Raw genomic sequence first — 22,252 nt, 5'->3', positions numbered from 1 at the left:
CATCGGGTGCCTCCGGTCGGCTATGTCGTCCGTTTGCGGTTACGGATTCAGTTCGCCATCAGATCGGCGCCACGCCAGCTGAACTCCGGGTCCGTCGCGTACTTCACGGTGATCTTCACGAGATCCTCCGCGTACTTGTTCGCGTGGTGCCCACAGAACACCAGCTCGCTCCCACCCGCCAGAGTGATCCGGAGCCTACCGGCAGCATTGCAGCGGTCGCACCGTTCATCGGCGGCCGGGGGGGCCACCGTCTCGGGCGGCGGCGTGAGGGTCGGAGTCATCGCCTTCCTCCTCTGGTCGTCACCGATGAACACTCTCTCTCGGTCCTTGCTCACCCATCGTGCAACACCCTCGTCGGGCCATGCCTTCCCTGTGTGCCCGCGGGCGACCGAGGTCACACATGACAGGGGGACAGTGTGCCGTGCACCAAGGGTGCCACGTCAACGATCACAAACGGGCAACCGACCGATCACCTTTGAGTGTTCTACGGCTGGTGGTCAAACCGACACGGTTGGTTGACGGTAAAGGTCAGTCCAGGTAGTCGCGGAGCACCTGCGAGCGGGACGGGTGACGCAGCTTGGACATCGTCTTGGATTCGATCTGCCGGATCCGCTCCCGGGTCACCCCGTACACCTGGCCGATCTCGTCCAGGGTACGCGGCTGGCCGTCGGTCAGGCCGAAGCGCAGGCGTACCACGCCCGCCTCACGCTCGGAGAGCGTCTGCAGCACCTGCTGGAGCTGGTCCTGCAGCAGCGAGAAGGAGACCGCATCGACCGCGACCACGGCCTCCGAGTCCTCGATGAAGTCACCGAGCTGGCTGTCGCCCTCGTCACCGATGGTCTGGTCCAGCGAGATGGGCTCCCGGGCGTACTGCTGGATCTCCAGCACCTTCTCCGGTGTGATGTCCATCTCCTTGGCCAGCTCCTCCGGGGTGGGCTCGCGGCCCAGGTCCTGGAGCAGCTCGCGCTGGATCCGGCCGAGCTTGTTGATCACCTCGACCATGTGCACCGGGATGCGGATGGTGCGGGCCTGGTCGGCCATCGCCCGGGTGATCGCCTGCCGGATCCACCAGGTGGCGTACGTGGAGAACTTGTAGCCCTTGGTGTAGTCGAACTTCTCGACGGCGCGGATCAGACCGAGGTTGCCCTCCTGGATCAGGTCGAGGAAGGCCATGCCGCGGCCGGTGTACCGCTTGGCCAGCGAGACCACCAGCCGGAGGTTGGCCTCGAGGAGGTGGTTCTTGGCGCGCTCGCCGTCCCGGGAGATCCAGCCCAGGTCGCGGACCATGTCCCGGGTGAGCTTCTCCTCGCCCTCGTCGGCGGCGCGCAGCCGCTCGGCGGCGTAGAGCCCGGCCTCGATCCGCTTGGCCAGCTCCACCTCCTGCTCCGCGTTGAGCAGCGGGACCTTGCCGATCTGCTTGAGGTACGCCCGGACCGAGTCCGCGGAGGCGGTCAGCTCGGCGTCCCGGCGCGCCTGCTTGAGCGCCTCGGACTCCTCGTCGTCCCACTCGAAGTCGTTGTCGGTCGCCGAGTTGGCGGCGTCGGTCTCGGCGGCCTTGGTCAGCGCGGCCGGCTCCTCGACCACCACGTCCTCGACCTCGGCGGCGAGCGCCTCGGGGTCGATGTCGCCCTCGGCGCCCTCGCCCTTGGCCTTGCCGGCGGCCTTGGTCGCACCGGCGGCGGCCACGGTCGCCTTGGTGGCCCGGGTCGACTTCGTCGCCTTGGCGGCCGGCGCGGCGGCCTTGGCGGCCACCCCGGCCGTCGTGGTGGCGGCTTTGCGGGGGGTCGCCTTGCGCGGGGCGGGTGCCGGGGCCTCCTCGGCGGCGGGGGCCTGCTTCGGCGCCGGGGCGGCGGCCTTCTTGGTGGTCTTGGCGGTGGTGGCCCGGGACGCCGGCGTGGCGGAGCGGGCGGCGGCCACCCGGCGACGGGTGCTGGCCGAGCCGTCCACGACCACGGTCACCCCCGCCTCGGAGAGCGCCCGCAGGATCTTTTTGGCCTGGGCCGGGGTCACCTCAGCGGACTCGACGGTGCGCGCGAGCTGGGCCGACGTCAACTGACCGCCGGCGCTCTGCGCGTGCGCGATCAGGGTGTCGGTGAGCGAGCGAACGTCGGCGCCGGTCTGGCGGGGTTCTGTCACGAATGACCTTCCGGAGGCGAAGAGCGAGCACGGCCGGGGCGCCCGGCGCAGCGCGGGGCACCGTGCCAGGCGATGTCTGAGGGACCCCCGTGTCCCGGGCCGGCCGGTGCGGCGGTCCGTGGCGCGTGGGCAGGGTGAATTGTAACGCCGTCTGCGGCGATCATCCTGCAGCGCACGGCATACCGGCGTCGGGGACCGCCGATTGGGCGCAGTTGTGGACTTTGTAAGGATGATACCCGCGCGCGATCCCGGAGGTTCCAGTCGTGCGGGAAGGGGACGAACCATGACTCGTTCGGCGCCTGTGCCGGGGGAACTGCTGGAGATCGCCGTCGAGGTGGCCCGGGACGCGGCGGCCACCGCATACCGGATGCGGGCCGAGGGCGTGTCGGTCGCCGCGACCAAGAGCACAGTCACCGACGTGGTCACCGCCGCCGACCGGGCGGTCGAGCGGCAGGTCCTGGACGCGCTGGCCAAGCTCCGGCCGGACGACGCGGTGCTCGGCGAGGAGTACGGCGCCGGGGAGCCCTCTGCGGCGGCCAGCGGGGTCCGCTGGATCGTCGACCCGATCGACGGCACCGTCAACTACCTCTACGGGCTGCCGCACTGCGCGGTCTCGCTGGCCGCCGAGGTCGACGGCGAGGTGGTCGCGGGCGTGGTGCGCAACCTCTTCACCGGCGAGGAGTGGACCGCCACCGCGGGCGGCGGGGCCTGGCGCGACGGGCGGCGGCTGGGCTGCTCCACCGAGACCGATCTGGGGCAGGCGCTCGTCGCCACCGGGTTCGGCTATGACCCGGCGCGCCGGTCGCACCAGGCCGGGGTGATCGCCGAGCTGATCTCGCAGGTACGGGACATCCGCCGGTTCGGCGCCGCCGCGCTGGACCTCTGCCTGGCCGCCGAGGGGCGGGTGGACGCGTACTACGAGAAGGGGCTGGCCGCCTGGGACCTGGCGGCCGGTGGACTGGTCGCCGCCGAGGCGGGCCTGCGGGTCACCGGGCTGCGCGGCCTGCCGGCCGGCCCGGATCTGGTGATCGCCGCCCCGCCGGCCCTGTTCGGGCCGCTGCACGCCCGGCTCGCCGACCTCGACGCCTCCGGCGGCCCGTGACCGACCCGGCCGGGCGGGGGGATCGAACCCGGAGTGCGGAATGGGCGGTGTCCCCGGGTCCGGGGACACCGCCCATTCGGCGACGAGATCTGGCCCTTCGTCCGCCCGGGCCGGTCGGACGGGGAGAGTTACTTCACCGGCATCGGGCAGGAGCCCTCCGGGGCGGCGGGCGCGCCCAGGTCGCCGAGGGACTGGTTGACCTCGGTGGTGGTGGCCAGCTGCTGGAAGCCGCTGCCCAGCACCACATCGACGGTGTCGTCCTTGCGCTTCGGGTCGTAGTCCCAGTCGGCGTTGTCGAGGAAGTACGCCCGCAGCAGGTGGGCGGAGCCGACGCCCTTGGGGCCGTAGCGCAGCACGGCCACCTCGTCGACGGCCTTGGGGGCGTTGCCCACCTTCTTCACCTGGAACTTGCGGTTGCGGAAGTCGTCCGCGACGTCGGCGGCCCGGCCGGGCTGGTTGGTGGCGTTGTAGACGTTGATCTTCACGTCCTTTTGCTCGCGCAGCCTGACGTCGGCGAGTGGCCAGCCCTCCGGGCAGCCCCCGGCGATGCCGCCCTTGCCCTGGGTGTCCTTCACCAGCGCGACGACGACGAAGACCAGGGCGACGACCGCCAGCAGACCGACGACAACGAGTGCTCGCACTCGCGCAAAACTCATCTGGGCGCTCCCCGGACAGTGGTGGTGGCGGCGGCCGTCGGCGGTCAGGCCGCCCCGCCGGCCGTCGAGTACGCCGCTGAGGTTAACGGTTGTCCGGCGGTCGCGTGGAAACAGTCCGACATGCCGGCGCGCCATCCGGGAACCGGGTAGTACTACCCCTATCTTCGTGTCGCCTGAGTCACATTGGGAACAACTCGGGGGGCAGGGGCGTACATCTCTGCCGCGAGGGCGGTATACATGCCTCGCCCGTGAGGGGGGTAAGGTTCCGCGCTCGCTGGGGAAAGTTCTCCTGGCGGCCTCGGCCCGCACGGCTGTCACGTCGGGTGACCGACACAAATGGTGGCCGGCCAGCGGGAACCGAAACAGCGTCGTCCGGCGTTACAACCGGAAGCGACAATATCGATATTGGAGAGTGAAACCGATGGCCACCGACTACGACGCCCCGCGTCGCGACGAGGTCGACCTCGGCGAGGACAGCCTGGAAGAGCTCAAGGCCCGGCGGGTCGACTCACAGTCGGGCGCCGTGGACGTCGACGAGGCCGAGGTGGCCGAGAGCTTCGAGCTGCCCGGTGCCGATCTGGCCGACGAAGAGCTGACCGTGAAGGTCCTCCCGATGCAGCAGGACGAGTTCCGGTGCGGCCGCTGCTTCCTGGTCCACCACCGCAGCCAGCTGGCGGTCGAGCGCAACGGCGACCTGATCTGCCGCGAGTGCGTCTGACCCGTCATCCACACACCGGCGGCGGCCTCCCTGGCGGGGCCGCCGCTGCTCGAGCTGCCGTGCGGGGGCGGCGCGGAGCTGCTTGACTCGTAGCGGGCAGACATCACGCCGACGGAGTCTCGGGAGGTCGGGCGCATGAGCGAGCACGGCGAACGGAGCGAGGGACCCGTCGCGGCCGGTCCGCGGGCCGGTGCCGGGCCGCACTCCGGGACCGGCGCGTCCCCGCGGGCGGAGGCCCCGGCGCGTCCGGGCGCAGAGCCCGGCACCCCGGAGCCCGGGCCGGGTTCCGTCGGGTCGCCCGCCGGCCCGGAGCCGGACGCACCGGGCGGGGGGACCGGCCTCGCGTCAGTGGATCCGGCGGACCGGGCCGGCGACGAGCTGGGTGCCACCGTGGCGGCGCTGACTGCCGACGACATCGAGCCGGCCCGCCGCCGGCAGCTGCTCACCCGGCTGGTCGGCCAGGCGCGCGCCCGCGGGCTGGCCGACCTGTTCAAGCCGAAGGCCGCGCTGCACTGGATGACCGACACGGTCGCCGACGTCGCGCCGCACATACCGATCCGTGACCTGGCCACCCTGCGCCGGCACTTCCCCGGGCTGGACGACGAGGCGCTCGCCGAGCGGCTGGTCCGCAACGCCGCCCGGGCCACCGCCGGGGTCGGCGCGGCCGGCGGCGGGGTCGCCGCGGTGGAGTGGACGGTCGCCCCGACACTGCTCTCCGCCCCCGTGCTGCTGGCCGTCGAGACGGTCTCCGTGGTGGCGATCGAGCTGAAGCTGATCGGCGAGCTGCACGAGGTCTACCGCGTACCGCTGCCCACCGCCGGCACCCAGCGGTCGATCGCCCTGGTGCAGTCCTGGGCCAGCCAGCGGGGGATCAACCCGATGATGCCCGGGGTGGGGGTCAGCGCGGTGCTCGGCACCGCCGCCCGCAAGGAGCTGCGGGACACCCTGCTCAAGCGGTTCGGCCGGAACCTGACCACGCTCGGCCCGTTCCTCACCGGTGCCGCGGTGGCCAGCTACCTCAACCGGCGGGCGACGAAGACCCTGGCCGACCAGCTCCGGCGTGACCTGCGCAAGCAGCATGGCGCGCTGCCCGGTGGTCGCCCGGCGCTGCCCTGAACCCGACGCGGCCCGCGCTCAGGCCGCGTGCCGGGCCGCCATGATCGCGCCGGCCAGCTCGACCGGGTGCCGGCTGCTGACCACCCAGAACGGGGTCGGGTCGGCGGGGTCGTCCAGGACCACCTGCACCGCGCCGCCGATCCAGGGCCGCTGCACCACGAACGCGAGCGGGTCAGACCCCACGCCGAGCACCTCACGCCGCCCGGCGGCGTCCAGCGGCACCGCGTCGGCGACGTACCGCACCGGGAGGTGGGCGTCGTCCACCGACAACTCGCCGTCGCGGACCGCCACCCGGATCCGGCCCAGCCGCCACAGGCCCGCCGCCGTCGCCGGGACCAGCAGCACGAAGGGGAGCCAGGCCCGCACCCCGGAGGCGCCCATCCAGATCTCGGCGGCGGCCAGTGCGGCCAGCGCCAGCCCGGACAGCCAGAACCACCAGGGCAGGCCGAGCCGCTCGGAGTGCTCCGCGGCCACCGCGGAGCGCGCAGCCGGCGACGACGGGGAAGGCGACGGGCTCACTCGTGCCAGGGTACGGCGCACGACGGCCGCTCGACCCGGCAGGATGGCAGGGTCACCCCGCGAACCGGACGGAAGAGGGAGATCGTGACCCACGTCGTACCCGTGCCCGTACGGCAGCTCGATTCGGAGCTGCCGCTGCCCGCGTACGCCCATCCCGGCGACGCCGGCGCCGACCTGGTGGCCGCCGCGGACGTCGAACTGCCCCCCGGCGGCCGGGCCCTGGTCCCGACCGGGGTGGCGCTGGCCCTGCCGGAGGGGTACGTCGGCCTGGTCCATCCGCGCTCCGGCCTGGCCGCCAGGCTCGGCGTGACGGTGCTCAACGCGCCCGGTACGGTCGACGCCGGCTACCGGGGTGAGATCATGGTCAACCTGATCAACCATGATCGGGACGTACCGGCGAAAATCTCCCGTGGCGATCGGATCGCGCAGCTCGTTGTGCAGCGGGTGGAGCGGGTCGATTTCCAGCCGGTGGCCGAGCTGCCCGAATCCCGGCGCGGGGCCGGTGGGCACGGGTCCACCGGCGGGCACGCCGGGCTCGTGCCGGCGCCCGGGGGCCCGGCCGGAGACGGTGACCGGGACTGGGTCCGCAGGCGGACAGAAGAGGTGGCAGGGTGAGTGGGAACAGCGGAGGGTGGACGCAGTGATCTTCAGCCGTAAGCGGGCCGGTGACGGGCGGCACGCCCGTGACGTGCGGGCCGCCGAGGTCCTCGACTCCGACGACGCCGGGGAGGCCCCGACGGGTCTGGTGCGCGGCCCCTACGACATCTCCGAGGCGCCGGACGGCGTCCAGCGGCTCGACCTGGGCAGCCTGCACATCCCGGCGGTGCCCGAGGTCGAGGTGCGGGTGCAGGCCGACCCGGAGGGCGTGATCCAGCAGGTCGTGCTGGTGCACGGGGACAGCGCGCTCCAGCTCGGCGTTTTCGCCGCGCCCCGCTCGGAGGGCATCTGGGACGAGGTGCGCGAGGAGATCCGGCAGTCCCTGTTCGCCGACGGCGCCACCGCCCAGGAGGCCGAGGGGGAGTACGGCACCGAGCTGCACGCCCGGGTCCGCACCCCGGACGGCCTGACCGACCTGCGCTTCGTCGGCGTCGACGGGCCGCGCTGGATGGTCCGCGGGGTCTTCCAGGGCGTCGCTGCGACCAACCCGGCCGCGGCCGGTCTGCTGGCGCAGTGCCTGGACGGCCTCGTGGTCGACCGGGGGCACGAGGCGAAGCCGGTGCGCGAGCCGCTGCCGCTGCGCCTGCCCCGTGAGGTCGCCGAGCAGGCCGGCGACGACGCCGCCCCGGCCCCTGCCCCGCGCGAGGCCTGATCCGCCGTCCACCGGGCCCGGCACCGACGTCAGCGCGTCGGTACCGGGCCCGGTGCATGTCCGCCCCGGGTCCGCCCGGACGCCGGACCCGCCCCGACGCCGGCTCGGCGTACGCTGGCGGGACGGTCCCGGCATCCCGGGGCCGGGCCACTGCCGGCGCGGGCCGGCCAGCGTGGAGAGGTGACGCGGAGGTCATGTCGACCGACCAGGGCCGGGTGTCGCTACGGCGCATCCTGCAACGGCTCACCGCGAGCGAGGCCGAGATCGAGGCCCAGGAGCTGCAACGGGAGAGCGCCGAGTCCGGCGGCGTGCCGGCCCGGCAGTGCATGCGGGGCCAGGTGGTCTCGGTCGCCGGGCGGCTGCGCACCGTGGTCTACACCCCGCGAACCAACCTGCCGACGCTGGAGGCCGACCTCTACGACGGCAGCGACGTGGTGACGCTGGTGTGGCTGGGCCGGCGGCACATCGCCGGCATCGAGCCCGGGCGGCACCTGACCGCGCGCGGCCGGGTGTCGGTCCGGGACGATCGCAAGGTCATCTACAACCCGTACTACGAGCTGGAGTCGCCGAAGTGACGACGGGACAGCACCGGACGACCGGGCCGGCGACCGGTCCCCAGGACGACGAGCGGCTGCCCAGCATCGCCGAGCAGATGGCCGACCAGCTCGGCGGTTGGCGGGGGCTGGTCGAGTCCAGCATCCCGGTGGTGGTCTTCGTGCTCGCCAACGTCGTCGGCGAGCTGCGGCCCGCGGTGATCGCCTCGGTCGCGGTGGCGCTGCTGATCGCCGTGGTCCGGTTGGTCCAGCGCCGTCCGGTGCGGCACGCGGTCAACGGGCTCTTCGGCATCGCCGTCGGCGCGGCCATCGCCTGGCGGACCGGCGACGAGCGGGACTTCTACCTCCCCGGCATCCTCTACGGCATCGGCTACGGGCTGGCCCTGCTGGCCTCGGCGGCCCTCCGCCAGCCCCTGGTGGGCTGGATCTGGTCGGTGCTGGTCGCCAAGGGGCGCTCCGAGTGGCGTGACGACCCGCGCCTGGTGCGCACCTTCACCCAGCTCACCGTGCTCTGGGGGGTGGTCTGGCTGGCCAAGGTCGGCGTGCAGGCGGCCCTCTATCTGGCCCACCAGGACACCGCGCTGGGCGTGGCCCGACTGGCGCTGGGCTACCCGCCGTACGCGCTGCTGCTGCTGATCACCGTCTGGACCGTGCGCCGGGTGACCCGGGAGACGGCACCGCAGCCCCTGCCGGGGGCCTGAGCCCCTGCCGGGCGGCCCCGGGCTCAGCCCTTGCGACGGGTCCGCTCGACGCTGTCCGCGCCCAGGATCACCGTGCGGACCTCGTCCTCCACCTCGGCGGTGCAGACGAAGATCAGCTCGTCGCCGGCCTCGATCGGGTCGTCCGGGCTGGGCACCAGCACCCGCTTGCCGCGCAGGATCGCCACCAGCGCGGCGTCCCGTGGGATCGGCACCGCGTGGATCGGCTGGCCGACGTACGGCGCGGTCGGCGGCAGGGTGATCTCGACCAGGTTCGCCTCGCCCTGCCGGAAGGTCATCAGCCGGACCAGGTCGCCGACGGTGACCGCCTCCTCGACCAGTGCGGCCATCACCCGCGGCTTGCTGACCGCCACGTCGACGCCCCACTGCTCGGTGAAGAGCCACTCGTTCTCGGCCCGGTTGACCCGGGCCACCACCCGGGGCACCGCGAACTCGGTCTTGGCCAGCAGCGACACCACCAGGTTGACCTTGTCGTCACCGGTGGCCGCGACCACCACGTCGCAGCCGGCGATGTTCGCCTCCTCCAGGCTGGCCAGCTCGCAGGCGTCGGCCAGCACCCAGTCGGCGGTGGGGACCCGGTCCGGCCGGAGCATCTTGGGCTGGCGCTCGATCAGCATCACCTGGTGGCCGTTGTCGATCAGCTCCTGAGCGATCGAGCGGCCCACGTTGCCGGCGCCGGCGATGGCGATCCGCATGGCTCAGTGCCCTCCTTCGGGCGGCGTCGCGGCCACCGCGGTGACCGAGGCGACGATGTCGTCGGTGACCAGCACGTAGAGCTGGTCACCCTCCTGCACGACGGTGGACGCGGTGGGCAGCGTGCCGATGCCGAACCGGGTCAGGTACGCCACCCGGGCGCCGGCGGCCTCCTCCAGCTGGCGCAGCGGCCGGCCGATCCAGTCCTTGTGCACCGGCACCTCCATGATCGAGACGGTGCTCGTCGGGTCCCGGAAGATCTCCACGTTGCCCTCGGGGACGAGGTGCCGCAACATCCGGTCGGCCGTCCAGCGGACGGTGGCCACGGTGGGGATGCCGAGCCGCTCGTAGACCTGGGCGCGGCGCTGGTCGTAGATCCGGGCCGCGACCCGGGAGACGCCGAACGTCTCGCGGGCCAGCCGGGCCGAGATGATGTTGGAGTTGTCGCCGCTGGACACCGCGGCGAAGGCGTCCGCGCGCTCGATGCCGGCCTGCCGCAGCACCTCGCCGTCGAAACCGGCGCCGGTGACGGTGATGCCGGCGAAGTCGGGGCCGAGGCGGCGGAACGCGTCGGCATCCTGGTCGATCACGGCCACCGAGTGACCCCGGGACTCCAGGCTGTGGGCCAGGGTCGAGCCGACCCGACCACAACCCATGATCACGACATGCACGGTGCCCCTCCCAAGGTGCCGCCCGTCACCGGCGGGCCTGTTCTCTGCGAGCCTGCCACGTCCGGTGCGCCGGCGGGGGACCGACCGTACCGCGCGGGCGGGAGCGGGGGTGATCAGGCACCCCCACCAACCGGGGCGGGTTGGTCGTACCCTTAGCGCTTGTGGCCAGTCCCACCTCGCTGCTGAAGCGACTCCTCCTCGGTCGACCGTTCCGGTCCGACCGGCTCCAACACACCCTCCTCCCCAAGCGCATCGCGCTGCCGGTCTTCGCCTCCGACGCCCTCTCCAGCGTCGCGTACGCGCCCGACGAGATCCTGCTGACGCTCTCCATCGCGGGCGCGTCGGCGTTCCTGTTCTCGCCGTGGATCGCCCTGGCGGTCGTCGTGGTGATGCTCACCGTGGTGGCCAGCTACCGGCAGAACGTGCACGCGTACCCCTCGGGGGGTGGCGACTACGAGGTGGCGACGGTCAACCTCGGGCCCCGGGCGGGGCTCGCGGTGGCCAGCGCGCTGCTGGTCGACTACGTGCTCACGGTCGCGGTGTCGGTCTCCTCCGGGGTGGCGAACCTCGGCTCGGTGGTGCCGTTCGTGGCCACCCACAAGGTGCTGATCGCGGTCACCGCGGTGGTGCTGCTCACCGCGATGAACCTGCGCGGCCTGCGTGAGTCCGGCACCGCGTTCGCCATCCCTACCTACGGCTTCATCATCGTGATGGTCGGGATGATCCTCACCGGCCTGGTCCGGTTCTTCGTGCTCGGCGACGACCTGCACGCGCCCAGCGCCGGGCTGGAGATCCAGGCGGAGCACAGCGTGACCGGCTTCGCGCTGGTCTTCCTGCTGCTGCGTACCTTCTCCTCGGGCTGCGCCGCGCTCACCGGTGTGGAGGCGATCTCCAACGGGGTGCCGGCGTTCAAGGCGCCGAAGAGCCGCAACGCGGCGACCACCCTGCTGCTGCTCGGCACGATCTCGGTGGCCATGCTGGTCGGCATCATCTGGCTGGCCCGGCTGACCGGCCTGCAGTTCGTCGAGGACCCGTCGCAGATCATCTCCGGCCCGGACGGGTACGTGCAGAAGACCGTCACCGCCCAGCTCGGCGAGACGGTCTTCGGCTCCGGCTCGGTGCTGCTCTACGTGGTCGCCGGGATGACCGCGCTGATCCTCTTCCTGGCCGCCAACACCGCCTTCAACGGCTTCCCGGTGCTCGGCTCGATCCTGGCGCAGGACCGCTACCTGCCCCGGCAGCTGCACACCCGGGGCGACCGGCTGGCCTTCTCCAACGGCATCGTCTTCCTCGCCGTCTTCGCGATCGTGCTGATCGTCGGCTTCCAGGCCGAGGTGACCCGGCTGATCCAGCTCTACATCGTCGGGGTGTTCGTCTCCTTCACGCTCTCCCAGGCCGGCATGATCCGGCACTGGAACCGGCACCTGCGCCGCGAGCGGGACCCGGAGGCGCGCCGCCGGATGATCCGCTCCCGGGCGATCAACAGCTTCGGCATGGTGATGACCGGCACCGTGCTGGTCATCGTGCTGATCACCAAGTTCCTGCTCGGCGCCTGGATCGCCATCGCCGCGATGGCGGTGATCTACGGGCTGATGCTGGCCATCCGGCGGCACTACGACCGGGTCGCCGCCGAGCTGGAACCGACCGAGGTCCGGGGCGTGCTGCCCGCCCGCAACCACGCCATCGTGCTGGTCAGCAAGCTGCACCAGCCGACCCTGCGGGCCATCGCGTACGCCCGGGCCACCCGGCCGGACACGCTCACCGCGGTGACCGTGAACGTCGACGAGAAGGACACCCGGCAGCTCCAGGAGGAGTGGGATCGGCGCGAGCTGCCCGTCCCGCTGACCGTCGTCGACTCGCCGTACCGGGAGATCACCCGACCGATCCTGAACTTCGTCGCCTCCACCCGCCGGGCCTCGCCCCGGGACGTGGTCACCGTCTTCATCCCCGAGTACGTGGTCGGCCGCTGGTGGGAGAACCTGCTGCACAACCAGAGCGCGCTGCGGCTCAAGGGCCGGCTGCTCTTCGAGCCGGGTGTCATGGTGACCAGCGTGCCGTGGCAGCTCGCCTCGACCGCCAGCAAGAACCTGGACCGCATGGACGCCACCCTGAGCCGTACCCCCGCCCGAGGGCCGCGGGTGGCGCCGCTCAGCACCCTGCCGCCGAGCGTCCCGCCGGTGGTCACCTCCCCGTCCGGCGAGAACGGCCCGGGGGAGCGGCCGTGACCGGCGACGCGGTGCCGACCGGCGAGCGGCCGGGGCTGGAGGAGGCCGAGCGGGTCGAGCTGACCGTCGGCGCGGTCGCCCCGGGCGGGCACTGCGTGGCCCGGGTCGACGGCCAGGTGGTCTTCGTCCGGCACGCGCTGCCCGGCGAGCGGGTGCTGGCCGAGGTCACCGAGCTGCACAAGGGTTTCGCCCGCGCCGACGCCGTCGAGATCCTCGACCCCTCCCCGGACCGGGTGCAGGCCCCCTGCCCGTACGCGAGGCCGGGCCGCTGCGGCGGCTGCGACGTGCAGCACGTCGCGCCCGCCGCCCAGCTGACCTGGAAGGCCGCGGTGGTCCGGGAGCAGCTCACCCGGCTCGGCGGGCTCACCGACGCCGAGCTGGAAGCGCTCGGCGTCACCGTCGAGGCACTGCCCGGCGGGCCGCTCGGCTGGCGGTCCCGGGTCCGCTACGCGGTCGACGCGACCGGCCGCGCCGGGCTGCTCAAGCACCGCTCGCACGAGGTGGTCCCGATCGACCGCTGCCTGATCGCCCACCCGGCGATCCAGGAGCTGCCGGTGCTCACCCCGACCCGCTGGCCGGACGCCGAGGCGGTCGAGACGATCGCCTCCACCGGCGGCGACGTCAGCGTCGCCGCCGTCGTCGACGGGGTGGCCAGCCCGGTCAGCGGGCCGGAGACGGTCCGCGAGCGCGCCGCCGGCCGGGACTGGGCGCTGCCCGCCGCCGGCTTCTGGCAGGTCCATCCGGCCGCCGCCGACGCGCTGGTCGGGGCCGTGCTGGACCTGCTCGACCCGCGTCCCGGCGAGTCCGCCTGGGACCTGTACGGCGGCGCCGGGCTCTTCGCCGCCGCGCTCGCCGGCCGGGTCGGGCCGGACGCCCGGATCACCCTGGTCGAGTCCTCCGCGCAGGGGGTCGCCGCCGCCCGGGAGAACCTGGCCGACCTGCCCCGGGTGGAGGTGGTGGCCGCCCGGGTGGAGGCCGCGCTGGCCCGCCGCCGGGTGACCGGCCCGGTCGACCTGGTGGTGCTCGACCCTCCCCGCTCCGGCGCGGGCGCGCCGGTGGTGCGGGACGTGGTCGCCGCCGGTCCGCGCGCGGTCGCGTACGTGGCGTGCGACCCGGCCGCGTTCGCCCGGGACGTGCGCACCTTCACCGGGCTCGGCTGGCGGCTGGCCGCGCTGCGCGGGTTCGACCTGTTCCCGATGACCCAGCACATGGAGCTGGTCGGGCTGCTCCTGCCGCCGGCTGGTTAGCCTGGCCCGATGAAGATCGTCGGGTTGATGTCCGGCACCTCGTACGACGGGGTGGACGTGGTCGCGGCCGAGTTCACCGCCGACGGGGAGACGCTGCGGCTGCGCCCGCTGGGCCACCGCGGGCTGGACTACGACGACGTGCTGCGCGAGCGGATCGGCGCGCTGCTGCCCCCGGCGGCCACCACCATCGAGGCGGTCTGCCGGCTCGACAACGCCCTCGGCGCGGTCTTCGCCGACGCCGCCGCGCTCGGCGTGGAGCTGGCCGGCGGGCGGGTCGACGCCGTCGTCTCGCCCGGCCAGACCGTCTTCCACTGGGTGGACGGCGGCGTCATCCGGGGGACCCTCCAGCTGGGCGCCCCGGCGCGGGTGGCCGAGCGGGTGGGCGTACCGGTGCTGTCGGACCTGCGGTCGGCGGACGTCGCCGCGGGCGGGCAGGGCGCGCCGCTGGTGCCGGCCTTCGACGCGCTGCTGCTCGACCCGGCCGCCGGGCCGCGGGCGGCGCTCAACCTGGGCGGCATCGCCAACCTCACCGTGGTCGCGCCGGGCGCCCCGGTCCTCGGGTACGACGTGGGCCCGGCCAACGCGCTGCTCGACGCGGCGGCCCGGCGGCTGCTGGGCCGCCCCTGCGACCTGGACGGCGCCCGGGCCGCGGCCGGCCGGGTGCACCCCGCCCTGCTGGACGCGCTGCTCGCCGAGCCCTACTACGCCGCGCCGTCGCCCAAGTCCACCGGCAAGGAGCTCTTCCACGCCGGCTACCTGGACGACCGGCTGGCCGCGCTGGGCGAGCCGGTCGCCCCGGACGACGTGCTGGCCACGCTGACCGAGTTGACCGCCCGGACGGTGGCCGCGGAGTGCGACCGGCACCGGGTGACCGAGGTGGTCGCCGCCGGTGGCGGAGTGCGCAATCCCACACTGCTCGGCCGGCTGGCCGCCCTCGGCGCGGGGCGGTGGCGGCTGCGCACCACCGACGAGCTGGGCGTCCCGGCCCAGGCCAAGGAGGCGTACGCGTTCGCCCTGCTCGGCTGGCTCTCCTGGCACGGCCTGCCGGGCGCGGTCCCCTCGGTGACCGGCGCCCGGCGGGCCGCCGTGCTGGGCTCCTGGACCCCGGCCGGCCCGCCGTACGGCGGCACCCCGCCCACGCCGCCGCGCCGGCTGGTCGTCGACCGGTGATCCTGGGAGCCACCTGGGATGATCCACGGCCGAGCTGCGGTGCTGCGGGCGGCCGATAGACTCTCTCGTCATGAGTGTTGAAGAGGACACGGCCAACCACGGCCGGCTGCTGGCCACGGTGCGCGGTCCGCAGGACGTCAAGCGGATGTCCGCCGAGGAACTGGATGTCCTCGCCGCCGAGATCCGTGACTTCCTGATCGCCAAGGTCTCCCGCACCGGCGGGCACGTCGGACCCAACCTCGGGGTGGTGGAGCTGACGCTCGCCATGCACCGGGTGTTCGACTCTCCCCGGGACCGGCTCCTGTTCGACACCGGCCATCAGTCGTACGTACACAAGATCCTCACCGGCCGGCAGGAGGGCTTCGACAAGCTCCGCCAGCGCGGCGGGCTCTCCGGCTACCCCAGCCAGGCGGAGAGCGAGCACGACCTGATCGAGAACTCGCACGCCTCCACCGCCCTCTCCTACGCCGACGGCCTGGCCAAGGCGTACGCCCTGCGCGGCGAGCAGCGCAGCGTGGTCGCGGTCGTCGGCGACGGCGCGCTGACCGGCGGCATGTGCTGGGAGGCGCTGAACAACATCGCGGCCGCCGGCAACCCGCTGGTGATCGTGGTCAACGACAACGGCCGGTCGTACGCGCCGACCATCGGCGGCCTGGCCGACCACCTCTCCTCGCTGCGGCTCAACCCGGGCTACGAGAAGGTCCTGGACGCGGTCAAGGACGCCCTCGGCTCCACCCCGCTGGTCGGCAAGCCGATGTACGAGGTGCTGCACGCGGTCAAGAGGGGCATCAAGGACGCGGTCGCGCCGCAGGCGATGTTCGAGGACCTCGGCATCAAGTACGTCGGCCCGGTCGACGGGCACGACATCGCCGCGGTCGAGTCGTCGCTGCGCGCCGCGAAGAATTTCGGCGGCCCGGTGATCGTGCACGCGGTCACCCGCAAGGGCTACGGCTACCGCCCGGCCGAGGAGGACGAGGCGGACTGCCTGCACGGCCCGGGCGCCTTCGACGCCGAGACCGGCCGGCTGCTCGCCGCCCCGTCGGTGAAGTGGACCCAGGTCTTCGCCGAGGAGCTGGTGGCGATCGCCGACGAGCGGCCCGACGTGGTGGGGATCACCGCCGCGATGGCCGAGCCGACCGGCATCGCCGCGCTGGCCCGCAAGCACCCCGACCGGGTGTACGACGTCGGCATCGCCGAGCAGCACGCCGCCACCTCGGCGGCCGGCCTGGCGATGGGCGGGCTGCACCCGGTGGTGGCGGTCTACGCGACGTTCCTCAACCGCGCCTTCGACCAGGTCCTGCTGGACGTGGCGATGCACAAGCTGCCGGTGACCTTCGTGCTGGACCGGGCCGGCATCACCGGCCCGGACGGGCCGAGCCACTACGGCATCTGGGACATGTCCGTCTTCGGGGTGGTGCCCGGCCTGCGGATCGCCGCGCCCCGGGACGCCGGCAGCCTCCGCGAGGAGCTGCGCGAGGCGGTGGCGGTCGACGACGGACCGACCATCGTCCGCTTCCCGACCGGCACCGTCGCCGCCGACCTGCCGGCGGTCCGCCGGGTCGGCACGGTCGACGTGCTGGCCGAGTCGGCCCGTACCGACGTGCTGCTGGTGGCGGTCGGCTCCTTCGGCCAGCTCGGCATGGAGGTCGCCGCCCGCCTCGCCGAGCAGGGCTACGGGGTCACCGTGGTCGACCCGCGCTGGGTCCGCCCGGTCCCGGCCGAGCTGGTCGAGCTGGCCGCCGGGCACCGGCTCGTGGTCACCGTCGAGGACGGTGTGCGGGTCGGCGGCGTCGGCGACGCGCTGGCCCAGGCGATGCGGGACGCCGACGTCCGGGTCCCGCTGCGCGACCTCGGCGTGCCGGCCGAGTGGCACCCGCACGGCACCCGGGCGCAGATCCTCACCGACCTGCGGCTGACCGCCCAGGACGTGGCCCGGGACGTCATCGGCTGGATCTCCGGGCTGGACGCCCATCCGGTGGAGCCGGTCCGGCTGCCGGCCGGCGAGGCCAGCGCCAACTGATTCCGCGTCCCCGACGGGCGGTCCCGGTGTTCCGGGGCCGCCCGTCGCCGTCCTCCGGCGGCGGCGCCATGGAGTCGATCGAGGGCGGCCCCGGCGGGGCCGGGGTCAGCGGCCGCCGACGGAGCGGTAGTAGGTCCTCTCCGCGGTGGCCAGGCTGAACGCCTGCTTCGCGCCGGGCATCGGCACCACCGCCAGGCCGGGGCGGTCCACCAGCCGGGGCGTGCCCGGGGGCACCGAGAGCGAGGCGTCCCGGGCGGCGCGCCAGGTCAGCACCACCAGCGGCTGCCCCGGCACCGGCAGCACGTACGTCTGCAGCGGGTTGGAGCGGTCGGCCGGCGAGACCACCGGGGCGCCACCGCCGGCCGGGCGGTAGACCACCGCGGTCATCGTGCCCGCCCCGGTCTCCCAGGTGAGCTGCTCCAGGTCGCCCGGGTCGTCCCCGCCGCCCAGGGCCATCTCACCGACCGCCCGGACCGCCACCTTCTCCATCGGCCACGACTCCGGCGCCGAGCGGGGCGCGTCCCGGTCGCCGATCCGGCGCGGGATGCTGCCGAACGGCCCCTGGTCGCCGGCGAGCACGCAGGTGTCCAGCCCGTCGAGGGCCCGCCGGCCGGAGCCGGTCTCGTCCCGGACCAGCGGGTAGCGGGGGTCGGTGGTGGCGGTGCCGAGGTCGAGCAGCCGGTCCGCGGCCCGGCCGCGGGGCAGCGACTCGGTGGCCCGCAGCGTCGCGGTCACCGGCACCGCCGCGCAGGCCGGCACGCCGACCCGGCCGGTGAGCCCGTCGGTCACCACCAGCGCGCGGCCGTTCGGGCCGAGCAGCCGCTCCACCCGGCCCGAGGTGAGGTAGTGCCGGCCGTCGGCCAGCTGCACCGGGAGCACGTCGGCGTAGGCGAGGTAGCCGGGGTCGGTGTACTCGGTGGCCCGGGTGACCGCGTACCGGCCGCCGGAGCCGGTGACCTGGAGCAGCCAGGAGGCGCCCTCGCCGGGCACGTCGGCGGCGACCAGGGCCAGCGGAGCCCCGACGACCTCCCCCGACCAGAGGATGCCGGAGGAGGGCAGGTGCGCCCGGTCGTCGATCGGCGACCGCCAGGCGCGGACCGCCTCGGTCACCGCCGCCGTCGCGGCGGGGTCACCGGCGAGCGAGCCGCGTGGCGGCCAGACCGCGAGCGTGCCGTCCAGGCTGTCGTAGCCGACCCGCAGCTCCCGGGCCTGGCGCTCGGTGACCGGGCCGCAGGCCGTCGCGGCCAGCGCCACCGCGAGCAGCGCGGCGGCGATCCCGCCGCGGCGGCACGCTGATGCCACCTGTACGCCCCCGATCGCTCGCCCGTCGTTGTCGGAAGCTGACATAGTACGCAACGCCGGGCGTCGGCCCGCAGCCGTGCCCCGAGGGCCACAAGGGACACCAGTGTGAATTTCGGACCATTCTCCGGCTCGGGTAGACTCCGCCGACTGTGATGTCTGCCCAGCCACGTGGCGAATCCGCGCCGGAATCCGACGCCTACCCGGGCGCCGCCCGCGGCGCCACGGCGACCGTGACGGCACCCCCGCCCGCCCCGGCCACACCCGCCCCCGCGGTGACGCCGCCCGGCGTACCGGAGCGGCCGGACGGCGTACCCGGGAAGCGCCCGGCGGTGGCCGACGGCGCGGCGGCGCCCGCGCGGACCCGGCGGTGGGGGTGGACCTCGCGGCGCAAGGACCTGGCGGCGTACGGGACCTTCCTGCTCGTCGCCCTCTGGGTGACCAGCCAGCTCTGGGTCGACCCGGCCGGTCGGGTCGCCGCGCTCTACAGCGGCGACCCGGCGCAGGTGCAGTTCTTCCTCGCCCACTCGGCGCGGGTGGTGCTGCACGGCGAGTTCCCGTTCTACACCGACCAGTTCAACTACCCCGACGGCGTCAACCTGATGGCCAACACGGCCGTGCTGGCGCTGGGCATCCCGATGGTGCCGGTCACCCTGCTCTTCGGACCGGCGGTGTCGTTCGTGGCGCTGGTCACCCTGGGGCTCGCCGGCACCGCCGCGGCCTGGTACCACGTGTTCTCCCGGCACCTCGTCGGGCGCCGGCTGGCGGCCGCGGTCGGCGCCTGGTTCTGCGGGTTCTCGCCGGCGATGCTCTCGCACGCCAACTGGCACCCCAACATCATCTCCCAGTTCCTGCTGCCGTTCATCGTCTGGCGGGTGCTGGTGCTCACCCGGTCGGCCCGCCCGCTGCGCGACGGCGTGCTGCTCGCCCTGCTGGTCACCGCGCAGGCGTTCATCAACGAGGAGATCCTGCTCTTCACCGCGCTGGCCTGCGGCGTCCTCCTGACCGCGATAGTGGTGCAGCGGCCGGCGCTCTGGGCCCGGGCCTGGCGGCCGCTGGCGACCGGGCTGTCCGTGTGCGCGGTGCTGGCCGGGGCGCTGCTGGCGTACCCGCTCTACATCCAGTTCGCCGGGCCGATGGCGTACCACGGGCTCAGCGACGCGGTCCGCGACTACGGCAACGACATCGCCGCCTTCTTCGCCCCCGGCTCGCCGACCTTCGGCGGCAACGAGCGGGCCAACGTCAACCTGGCCCCGAACTACTCGGAGGAGAACGCCTTCTTCGGGTGGAGCCTGTCCCTGATCGCGGTCGGTATCGTGGTCTGGCTGCGCCGGGAGGTGATGGTCCGGGCGCTCGCCGCGACCGGGCTCTTCTTCGCCGTGCTCTCCCTCGGCGAGCGGGTGTCCTGGTGGGACCGGGACCTGTTCACCGGCCCGTGGGATCTGCTGGTCCGGCTGCCGCTGCTGGACGCGGTGGTGCCGACCCGGTTCGCCCTGATCACCTCCGTGGTGATCGGCGTGCTGCTGGCGCTGGCCGTGCAGCGGGCCTGGACGCTGCGCGGCGCCGAGTGGCGGCACGCCCGGACGGTCGCCGTCGCCGCCCTGGTGCTGGCGCTGCTGCCGATCGTGCCGATGCCGCTGAAGGTGACCTCGCGGCCGCCGGTGCCGGACTTCATCACCGCCGACCGCTGGCGGGAGTACGTCGGTGCGGACCAGACCCTGGTGCCGGTGCCGGTGCCCGGCATGGGCAACACGCACGCGATGCGCTGGGCCGCGTCCACCAACCTCGAATTCAAGATCCCGGGCGGCTATTTCCTGGCCCCACGCAACGGCAACACCGGCGACCCGGGTCGCTTCGGCGGCCGCCCCAGCGACCTCGGCGAGCTGCTCGACGAGGTCGCCACCACCGGCCGTACCCCCAAGCTGAACGACCGGCAGCGCCGGCGCTGCCTGGACGAGCTGCGCCACTGGAACGCCGCGCTCCTGGTGCTGCCCGTCGGCCAGCACCAGGCCGAGCCGCTGCGCCGCACCGTCGAGCAGCTGGTCGGCCCCGGCAGGCGGGAGCTGGACGTCTGGGTGTGGGACGTCCGCCCACTGAGCGCCCGCTCCGACTGACCGGCTCCGGTCAGCGCGACGCGGGACGCGCGTGACCGGTCAGGGCACCAGCGGCCGGACGTCCCAGAGCCACACGTCGTCGACCCGCCGTGCCGGGCCGAGCAGACCGGTCATCAGCTCGCGCAGCACCGCCTCGCGGGGGTGGGCGCCGAGCACCACCACCGACGCCTTCCAGTAGCGCAGGTCCGCCACCGCCTGGCGGCGGTTCTCCTCGGTCAGCGCCGGCACGGTGCCGGAGTCCATGGTGGAGTACATCAGCGTGCTGGTCGGCCGGTTCGGCGCGCCGAAGCCCCCCTCGCCGTCGCCGTTGGGCCCGATGAAGTAGCCGCCCGGCACCGGGAACGCGTGCCCGGTCAACGCGCTCCAGCGCAGCGTGGGCAGGCCGTGCACGTTGCTCGGGATCGGCACCGGTACCAGGGTGCGGCCCGCCGGGACGTACGGGCGCCAGCCGCCGGCGGTGACGAAGTGCGGCGGCGGGTCGATGTGCTGCGCCGGCAGCGGGCGCGGGACGAGCGGCAGCACGGCGAGCGTGAGCGCCGCGTACCCGACCGGCCGGACCCACCGCCGTCGGGCCGGGCCGGCCGGCGCCGGTCCGTCGTCGGCCGCCGCACGCGGGGCGGGCGCGACGGTACGGCCGTACCCGGCCACCGCGTCCCAGGCCAGCGCGAGCAGGACACCCACCGCGGCCGTCACCACCAGGGTGAGCCGGGTCGGCATCATCATCTCCACCAGCGGCAGGTCGTCCGGGACGTACGCCCACGGGCCGTCGATCCCGGTCTCCACGCCGTCGAAGCGCACCTTCGGGCCGATCGCCGCGACGGTGAAGACCAGCACCAGCACGCCCACGATCCGGGCGGCCAGCGAGCGGCGCCAGAGCAGCACCAGGGCGGCCAGCGAGACCAGCACCAGCGGCCAGCCGAACCAGGTGTTCTGCTCGGTCAGGCCGATGGTCCGCTCCACCGCCTCGTCGCCGGCCACGGTGTCCCGGGCGAAGGTGACGAAGGCCACCAGGTCCTCGCCCCAGCTGTGGAACACCCCGCCCTGCAGGCCACGGTAGGACTGCGGGCCGTTGAACTGGTACCAGATCGGGTAGGCGGTGAGCAGCAGCGCCAACCCGCCGCCGAGGCCGAGCGCGGCCAGGAAGCCGCCGGCCCGCTCGCGCGCGGCGCGCGGACGCTGCGCCACGTACGCGAACACCGCCACCAGGCAGGCCAGCGCGGTGAGCAGCAACATCTCCTCGTTGATGAAGATCTGGTACGCCACCAGCAGGCCCAGCACGACGCCGTCGCGCCGCCACCGGCCCGGCCGGCCGAGCCGGAGCACCCGGGCCACGATCACCGGCAGCAGGAAGTTGGAGACGAAGTTGGGCTGCCCGTTGGCGTGGTGCACGATGCCCGGCGCGAAGCCGAGGAAGGCGCCGCCGACGAACGCCCCCGCGCGGGAACGCACCAGGTGCCGGGAGAGCATCCAGTACGACGTACCGGCGGTGGCCGTGAGCGCCCCGCCCAGGTAGAGCGCGTACGTCACCTGCGGGCCGAACAGGAGGGTGACCGGGGCCAGCGGCAGGGTCATGCCCAGCAGCGAGGTGTTGGCCATCATGTTCACCCCGTCCGGGGCGTTCTGCCGCGCGCTGAACAGCGGGTTCTCCAGGTGGCGCACCGAGTACGCGCCGTGCGAGAAGAGCCACTCGAACCAGCTGTGGTCGGTCGGCAGGTGCGAGGAGACCCGGTGCGGCACGTCCGCCCAGTAGTTCAGGCACACGAAAACGCCGAGCAGCACATAGGCTCCGATGACCAGGACGTCGGCCCGGCTCGGCCGCCGGCGGGGCCGTCGGGTCGGGTCGGCCGCGACGGGCTCGACCTCGTCGGGCGCGGACGTCTGGTTCAACGAGGGATCTACCACCGGCACAGCCACGACGGGCCATCGTACAGGCGGCGACGCGTCGGACCGGCCGGGCCGGCGGGCGTCCCGCGGGCCGCGCCGG

Annotated in this window: 20 protein-coding genes; 12 read left to right on the top strand and 8 right to left on the bottom strand. The window is 73.9% G+C overall.

Annotated features, from left to right (window positions below):
* Positions 1 to 47: 47 nt before the first annotated feature.
* Both ACLQ2U_RS03865 and ACLQ2U_RS03860 read right to left on the bottom strand, forming a co-directional pair.
* Positions 48 to 281: a DUF7455 domain-containing protein gene (locus ACLQ2U_RS03865; protein WP_425749333.1), complete on the bottom strand. Its 234-nt coding sequence runs from the start codon at positions 279 to 281 to the stop codon at positions 48 to 50.
* A 247-nt stretch (positions 282 to 528) separates the two neighbouring features.
* Positions 529 to 2,136, bottom strand: a complete 1,608-nt coding sequence (locus ACLQ2U_RS03860) for an RNA polymerase sigma factor (RefSeq protein ID WP_425749120.1) — start codon at positions 2,134 to 2,136, stop codon at positions 529 to 531.
* A 283-nt stretch (positions 2,137 to 2,419) separates the two neighbouring features.
* Between ACLQ2U_RS03860 and ACLQ2U_RS03855 the strand changes: the two genes are divergently transcribed.
* Positions 2,420 to 3,238, top strand: a complete 819-nt coding sequence (locus ACLQ2U_RS03855; RefSeq protein ID WP_425749119.1) for an inositol monophosphatase family protein — start codon at positions 2,420 to 2,422, stop codon at positions 3,236 to 3,238.
* A 128-nt stretch (positions 3,239 to 3,366) separates the two neighbouring features.
* Here the strand turns inward: ACLQ2U_RS03855 and ACLQ2U_RS03850 are convergent, their stop codons facing one another.
* Entirely contained in the window at positions 3,367 to 3,879 is a 513-nt protein-coding gene (locus ACLQ2U_RS03850) for a LytR C-terminal domain-containing protein (RefSeq protein ID WP_425749332.1), read from the bottom strand.
* 436 nt (positions 3,880 to 4,315) lie between these two features.
* Here ACLQ2U_RS03850 and ACLQ2U_RS03845 point away from each other — a divergent pair, with 436 nt between their 5' ends.
* Together ACLQ2U_RS03845 and ACLQ2U_RS03840 are read left to right on the top strand one after the other, a co-directional pair.
* Entirely contained in the window at positions 4,316 to 4,612 is a 297-nt protein-coding gene (locus ACLQ2U_RS03845) for a DUF4193 domain-containing protein (RefSeq protein WP_067315205.1), read from the top strand.
* A gap of 348 nt (positions 4,613 to 4,960) precedes the next feature.
* Entirely contained in the window at positions 4,961 to 5,728 is a 768-nt protein-coding gene (locus tag ACLQ2U_RS03840; RefSeq protein ID WP_425749118.1) for a hypothetical protein, read from the top strand.
* 18 nt (positions 5,729 to 5,746) lie between these two features.
* On the opposite strand, the gene ACLQ2U_RS03835 is transcribed toward ACLQ2U_RS03840, so the two are convergent.
* Positions 5,747 to 6,247 (bottom strand): DUF3093 domain-containing protein, encoded by a 501-nt coding sequence (locus tag ACLQ2U_RS03835; protein ID WP_425749117.1) that lies wholly within the window; start codon positions 6,245 to 6,247, stop codon positions 5,747 to 5,749.
* Between the two features lie 84 nt (positions 6,248 to 6,331).
* Between ACLQ2U_RS03835 and dut the strand changes: the two genes are divergently transcribed.
* From dut to ACLQ2U_RS03815, 4 genes are all read left to right on the top strand, one after another.
* Positions 6,332 to 6,862: a dUTP diphosphatase gene (dut, locus tag ACLQ2U_RS03830; protein WP_425749116.1), complete on the top strand. Its 531-nt coding sequence runs from the start codon at positions 6,332 to 6,334 to the stop codon at positions 6,860 to 6,862.
* Between the two features lie 25 nt (positions 6,863 to 6,887).
* Positions 6,888 to 7,556: a DUF3710 domain-containing protein gene (locus ACLQ2U_RS03825; protein WP_425749115.1), complete on the top strand. Its 669-nt coding sequence runs from the start codon at positions 6,888 to 6,890 to the stop codon at positions 7,554 to 7,556.
* Positions 7,557 to 7,750: 194 nt separating this feature from the next.
* The gene (locus ACLQ2U_RS03820; protein WP_425749114.1) at positions 7,751 to 8,131 is read left to right on the top strand and encodes an OB-fold nucleic acid binding domain-containing protein; all 381 of its coding nucleotides are present in this window, start codon (positions 7,751 to 7,753) and stop codon (positions 8,129 to 8,131) included.
* The gene (locus ACLQ2U_RS03815; RefSeq protein ID WP_425749113.1) at positions 8,128 to 8,811 is read left to right on the top strand and encodes a DUF3159 domain-containing protein; all 684 of its coding nucleotides are present in this window, start codon (positions 8,128 to 8,130) and stop codon (positions 8,809 to 8,811) included. The genes ACLQ2U_RS03820 and ACLQ2U_RS03815 overlap by 4 nt, the downstream gene beginning before the upstream one ends.
* A gap of 23 nt (positions 8,812 to 8,834) precedes the next feature.
* Here ACLQ2U_RS03815 and ACLQ2U_RS03810 read toward each other — a convergent pair whose 3' ends face one another.
* Positions 8,835 to 9,524, bottom strand: coding sequence for a potassium channel family protein (locus ACLQ2U_RS03810; protein WP_425749112.1), 690 nt, complete (start codon positions 9,522 to 9,524; stop codon positions 8,835 to 8,837).
* 3 nt (positions 9,525 to 9,527) lie between these two features.
* On the bottom strand, positions 9,528 to 10,193 hold the full coding sequence (locus ACLQ2U_RS03805; protein WP_425749111.1) for a potassium channel family protein: 666 nt from the start codon (positions 10,191 to 10,193) through the stop codon (positions 9,528 to 9,530).
* Between the two features lie 161 nt (positions 10,194 to 10,354).
* Here ACLQ2U_RS03805 and ACLQ2U_RS03800 point away from each other — a divergent pair, with 161 nt between their 5' ends.
* From ACLQ2U_RS03800 to dxs, 4 genes are all read left to right on the top strand, one after another.
* Entirely contained in the window at positions 10,355 to 12,418 is a 2,064-nt protein-coding gene (locus ACLQ2U_RS03800; protein WP_425749110.1) for an APC family permease, read from the top strand.
* On the top strand, positions 12,415 to 13,665 hold the full coding sequence (locus tag ACLQ2U_RS03795) for a class I SAM-dependent RNA methyltransferase (protein ID WP_425749109.1): 1,251 nt from the start codon (positions 12,415 to 12,417) through the stop codon (positions 13,663 to 13,665). The genes ACLQ2U_RS03800 and ACLQ2U_RS03795 overlap by 4 nt, the downstream gene beginning before the upstream one ends.
* A gap of 9 nt (positions 13,666 to 13,674) precedes the next feature.
* Positions 13,675 to 14,835 (top strand): anhydro-N-acetylmuramic acid kinase, encoded by a 1,161-nt coding sequence (locus ACLQ2U_RS03790; RefSeq protein ID WP_425749108.1) that lies wholly within the window; start codon positions 13,675 to 13,677, stop codon positions 14,833 to 14,835.
* Positions 14,836 to 14,905: 70 nt separating this feature from the next.
* On the top strand, positions 14,906 to 16,855 hold the full coding sequence (dxs, locus tag ACLQ2U_RS03785) for a 1-deoxy-D-xylulose-5-phosphate synthase (RefSeq protein ID WP_425749107.1): 1,950 nt from the start codon (positions 14,906 to 14,908) through the stop codon (positions 16,853 to 16,855).
* A 105-nt stretch (positions 16,856 to 16,960) separates the two neighbouring features.
* Here the strand turns inward: dxs and ACLQ2U_RS03780 are convergent, their stop codons facing one another.
* Positions 16,961 to 18,157, bottom strand: a complete 1,197-nt coding sequence (locus tag ACLQ2U_RS03780) for a hypothetical protein (protein WP_425749106.1) — start codon at positions 18,155 to 18,157, stop codon at positions 16,961 to 16,963.
* A gap of 152 nt (positions 18,158 to 18,309) precedes the next feature.
* Between ACLQ2U_RS03780 and ACLQ2U_RS03775 the strand changes: the two genes are divergently transcribed.
* Positions 18,310 to 20,268 (top strand): hypothetical protein, encoded by a 1,959-nt coding sequence (locus ACLQ2U_RS03775; protein WP_425749105.1) that lies wholly within the window; start codon positions 18,310 to 18,312, stop codon positions 20,266 to 20,268.
* Positions 20,269 to 20,307: 39 nt separating this feature from the next.
* Here ACLQ2U_RS03775 and ACLQ2U_RS03770 read toward each other — a convergent pair whose 3' ends face one another.
* A complete protein-coding gene (locus ACLQ2U_RS03770; RefSeq protein WP_425749331.1) occupies positions 20,308 to 22,170 on the bottom strand; it encodes a hypothetical protein in 1,863 nt (620 codons plus the stop codon).
* Positions 22,171 to 22,252 lie beyond the last annotated feature (82 nt).

Origin of the sequence: Micromonospora sp. DT47 (assembly GCF_049844475.1) — a bacterium.
Taxonomy (GTDB): Bacteria; Actinomycetota; Actinomycetes; order Mycobacteriales; family Micromonosporaceae; genus Micromonospora.
The sequence above is the reverse complement of the archived record's forward strand: the minus strand, read 5'-3'. Positions and strand labels throughout refer to the sequence as shown.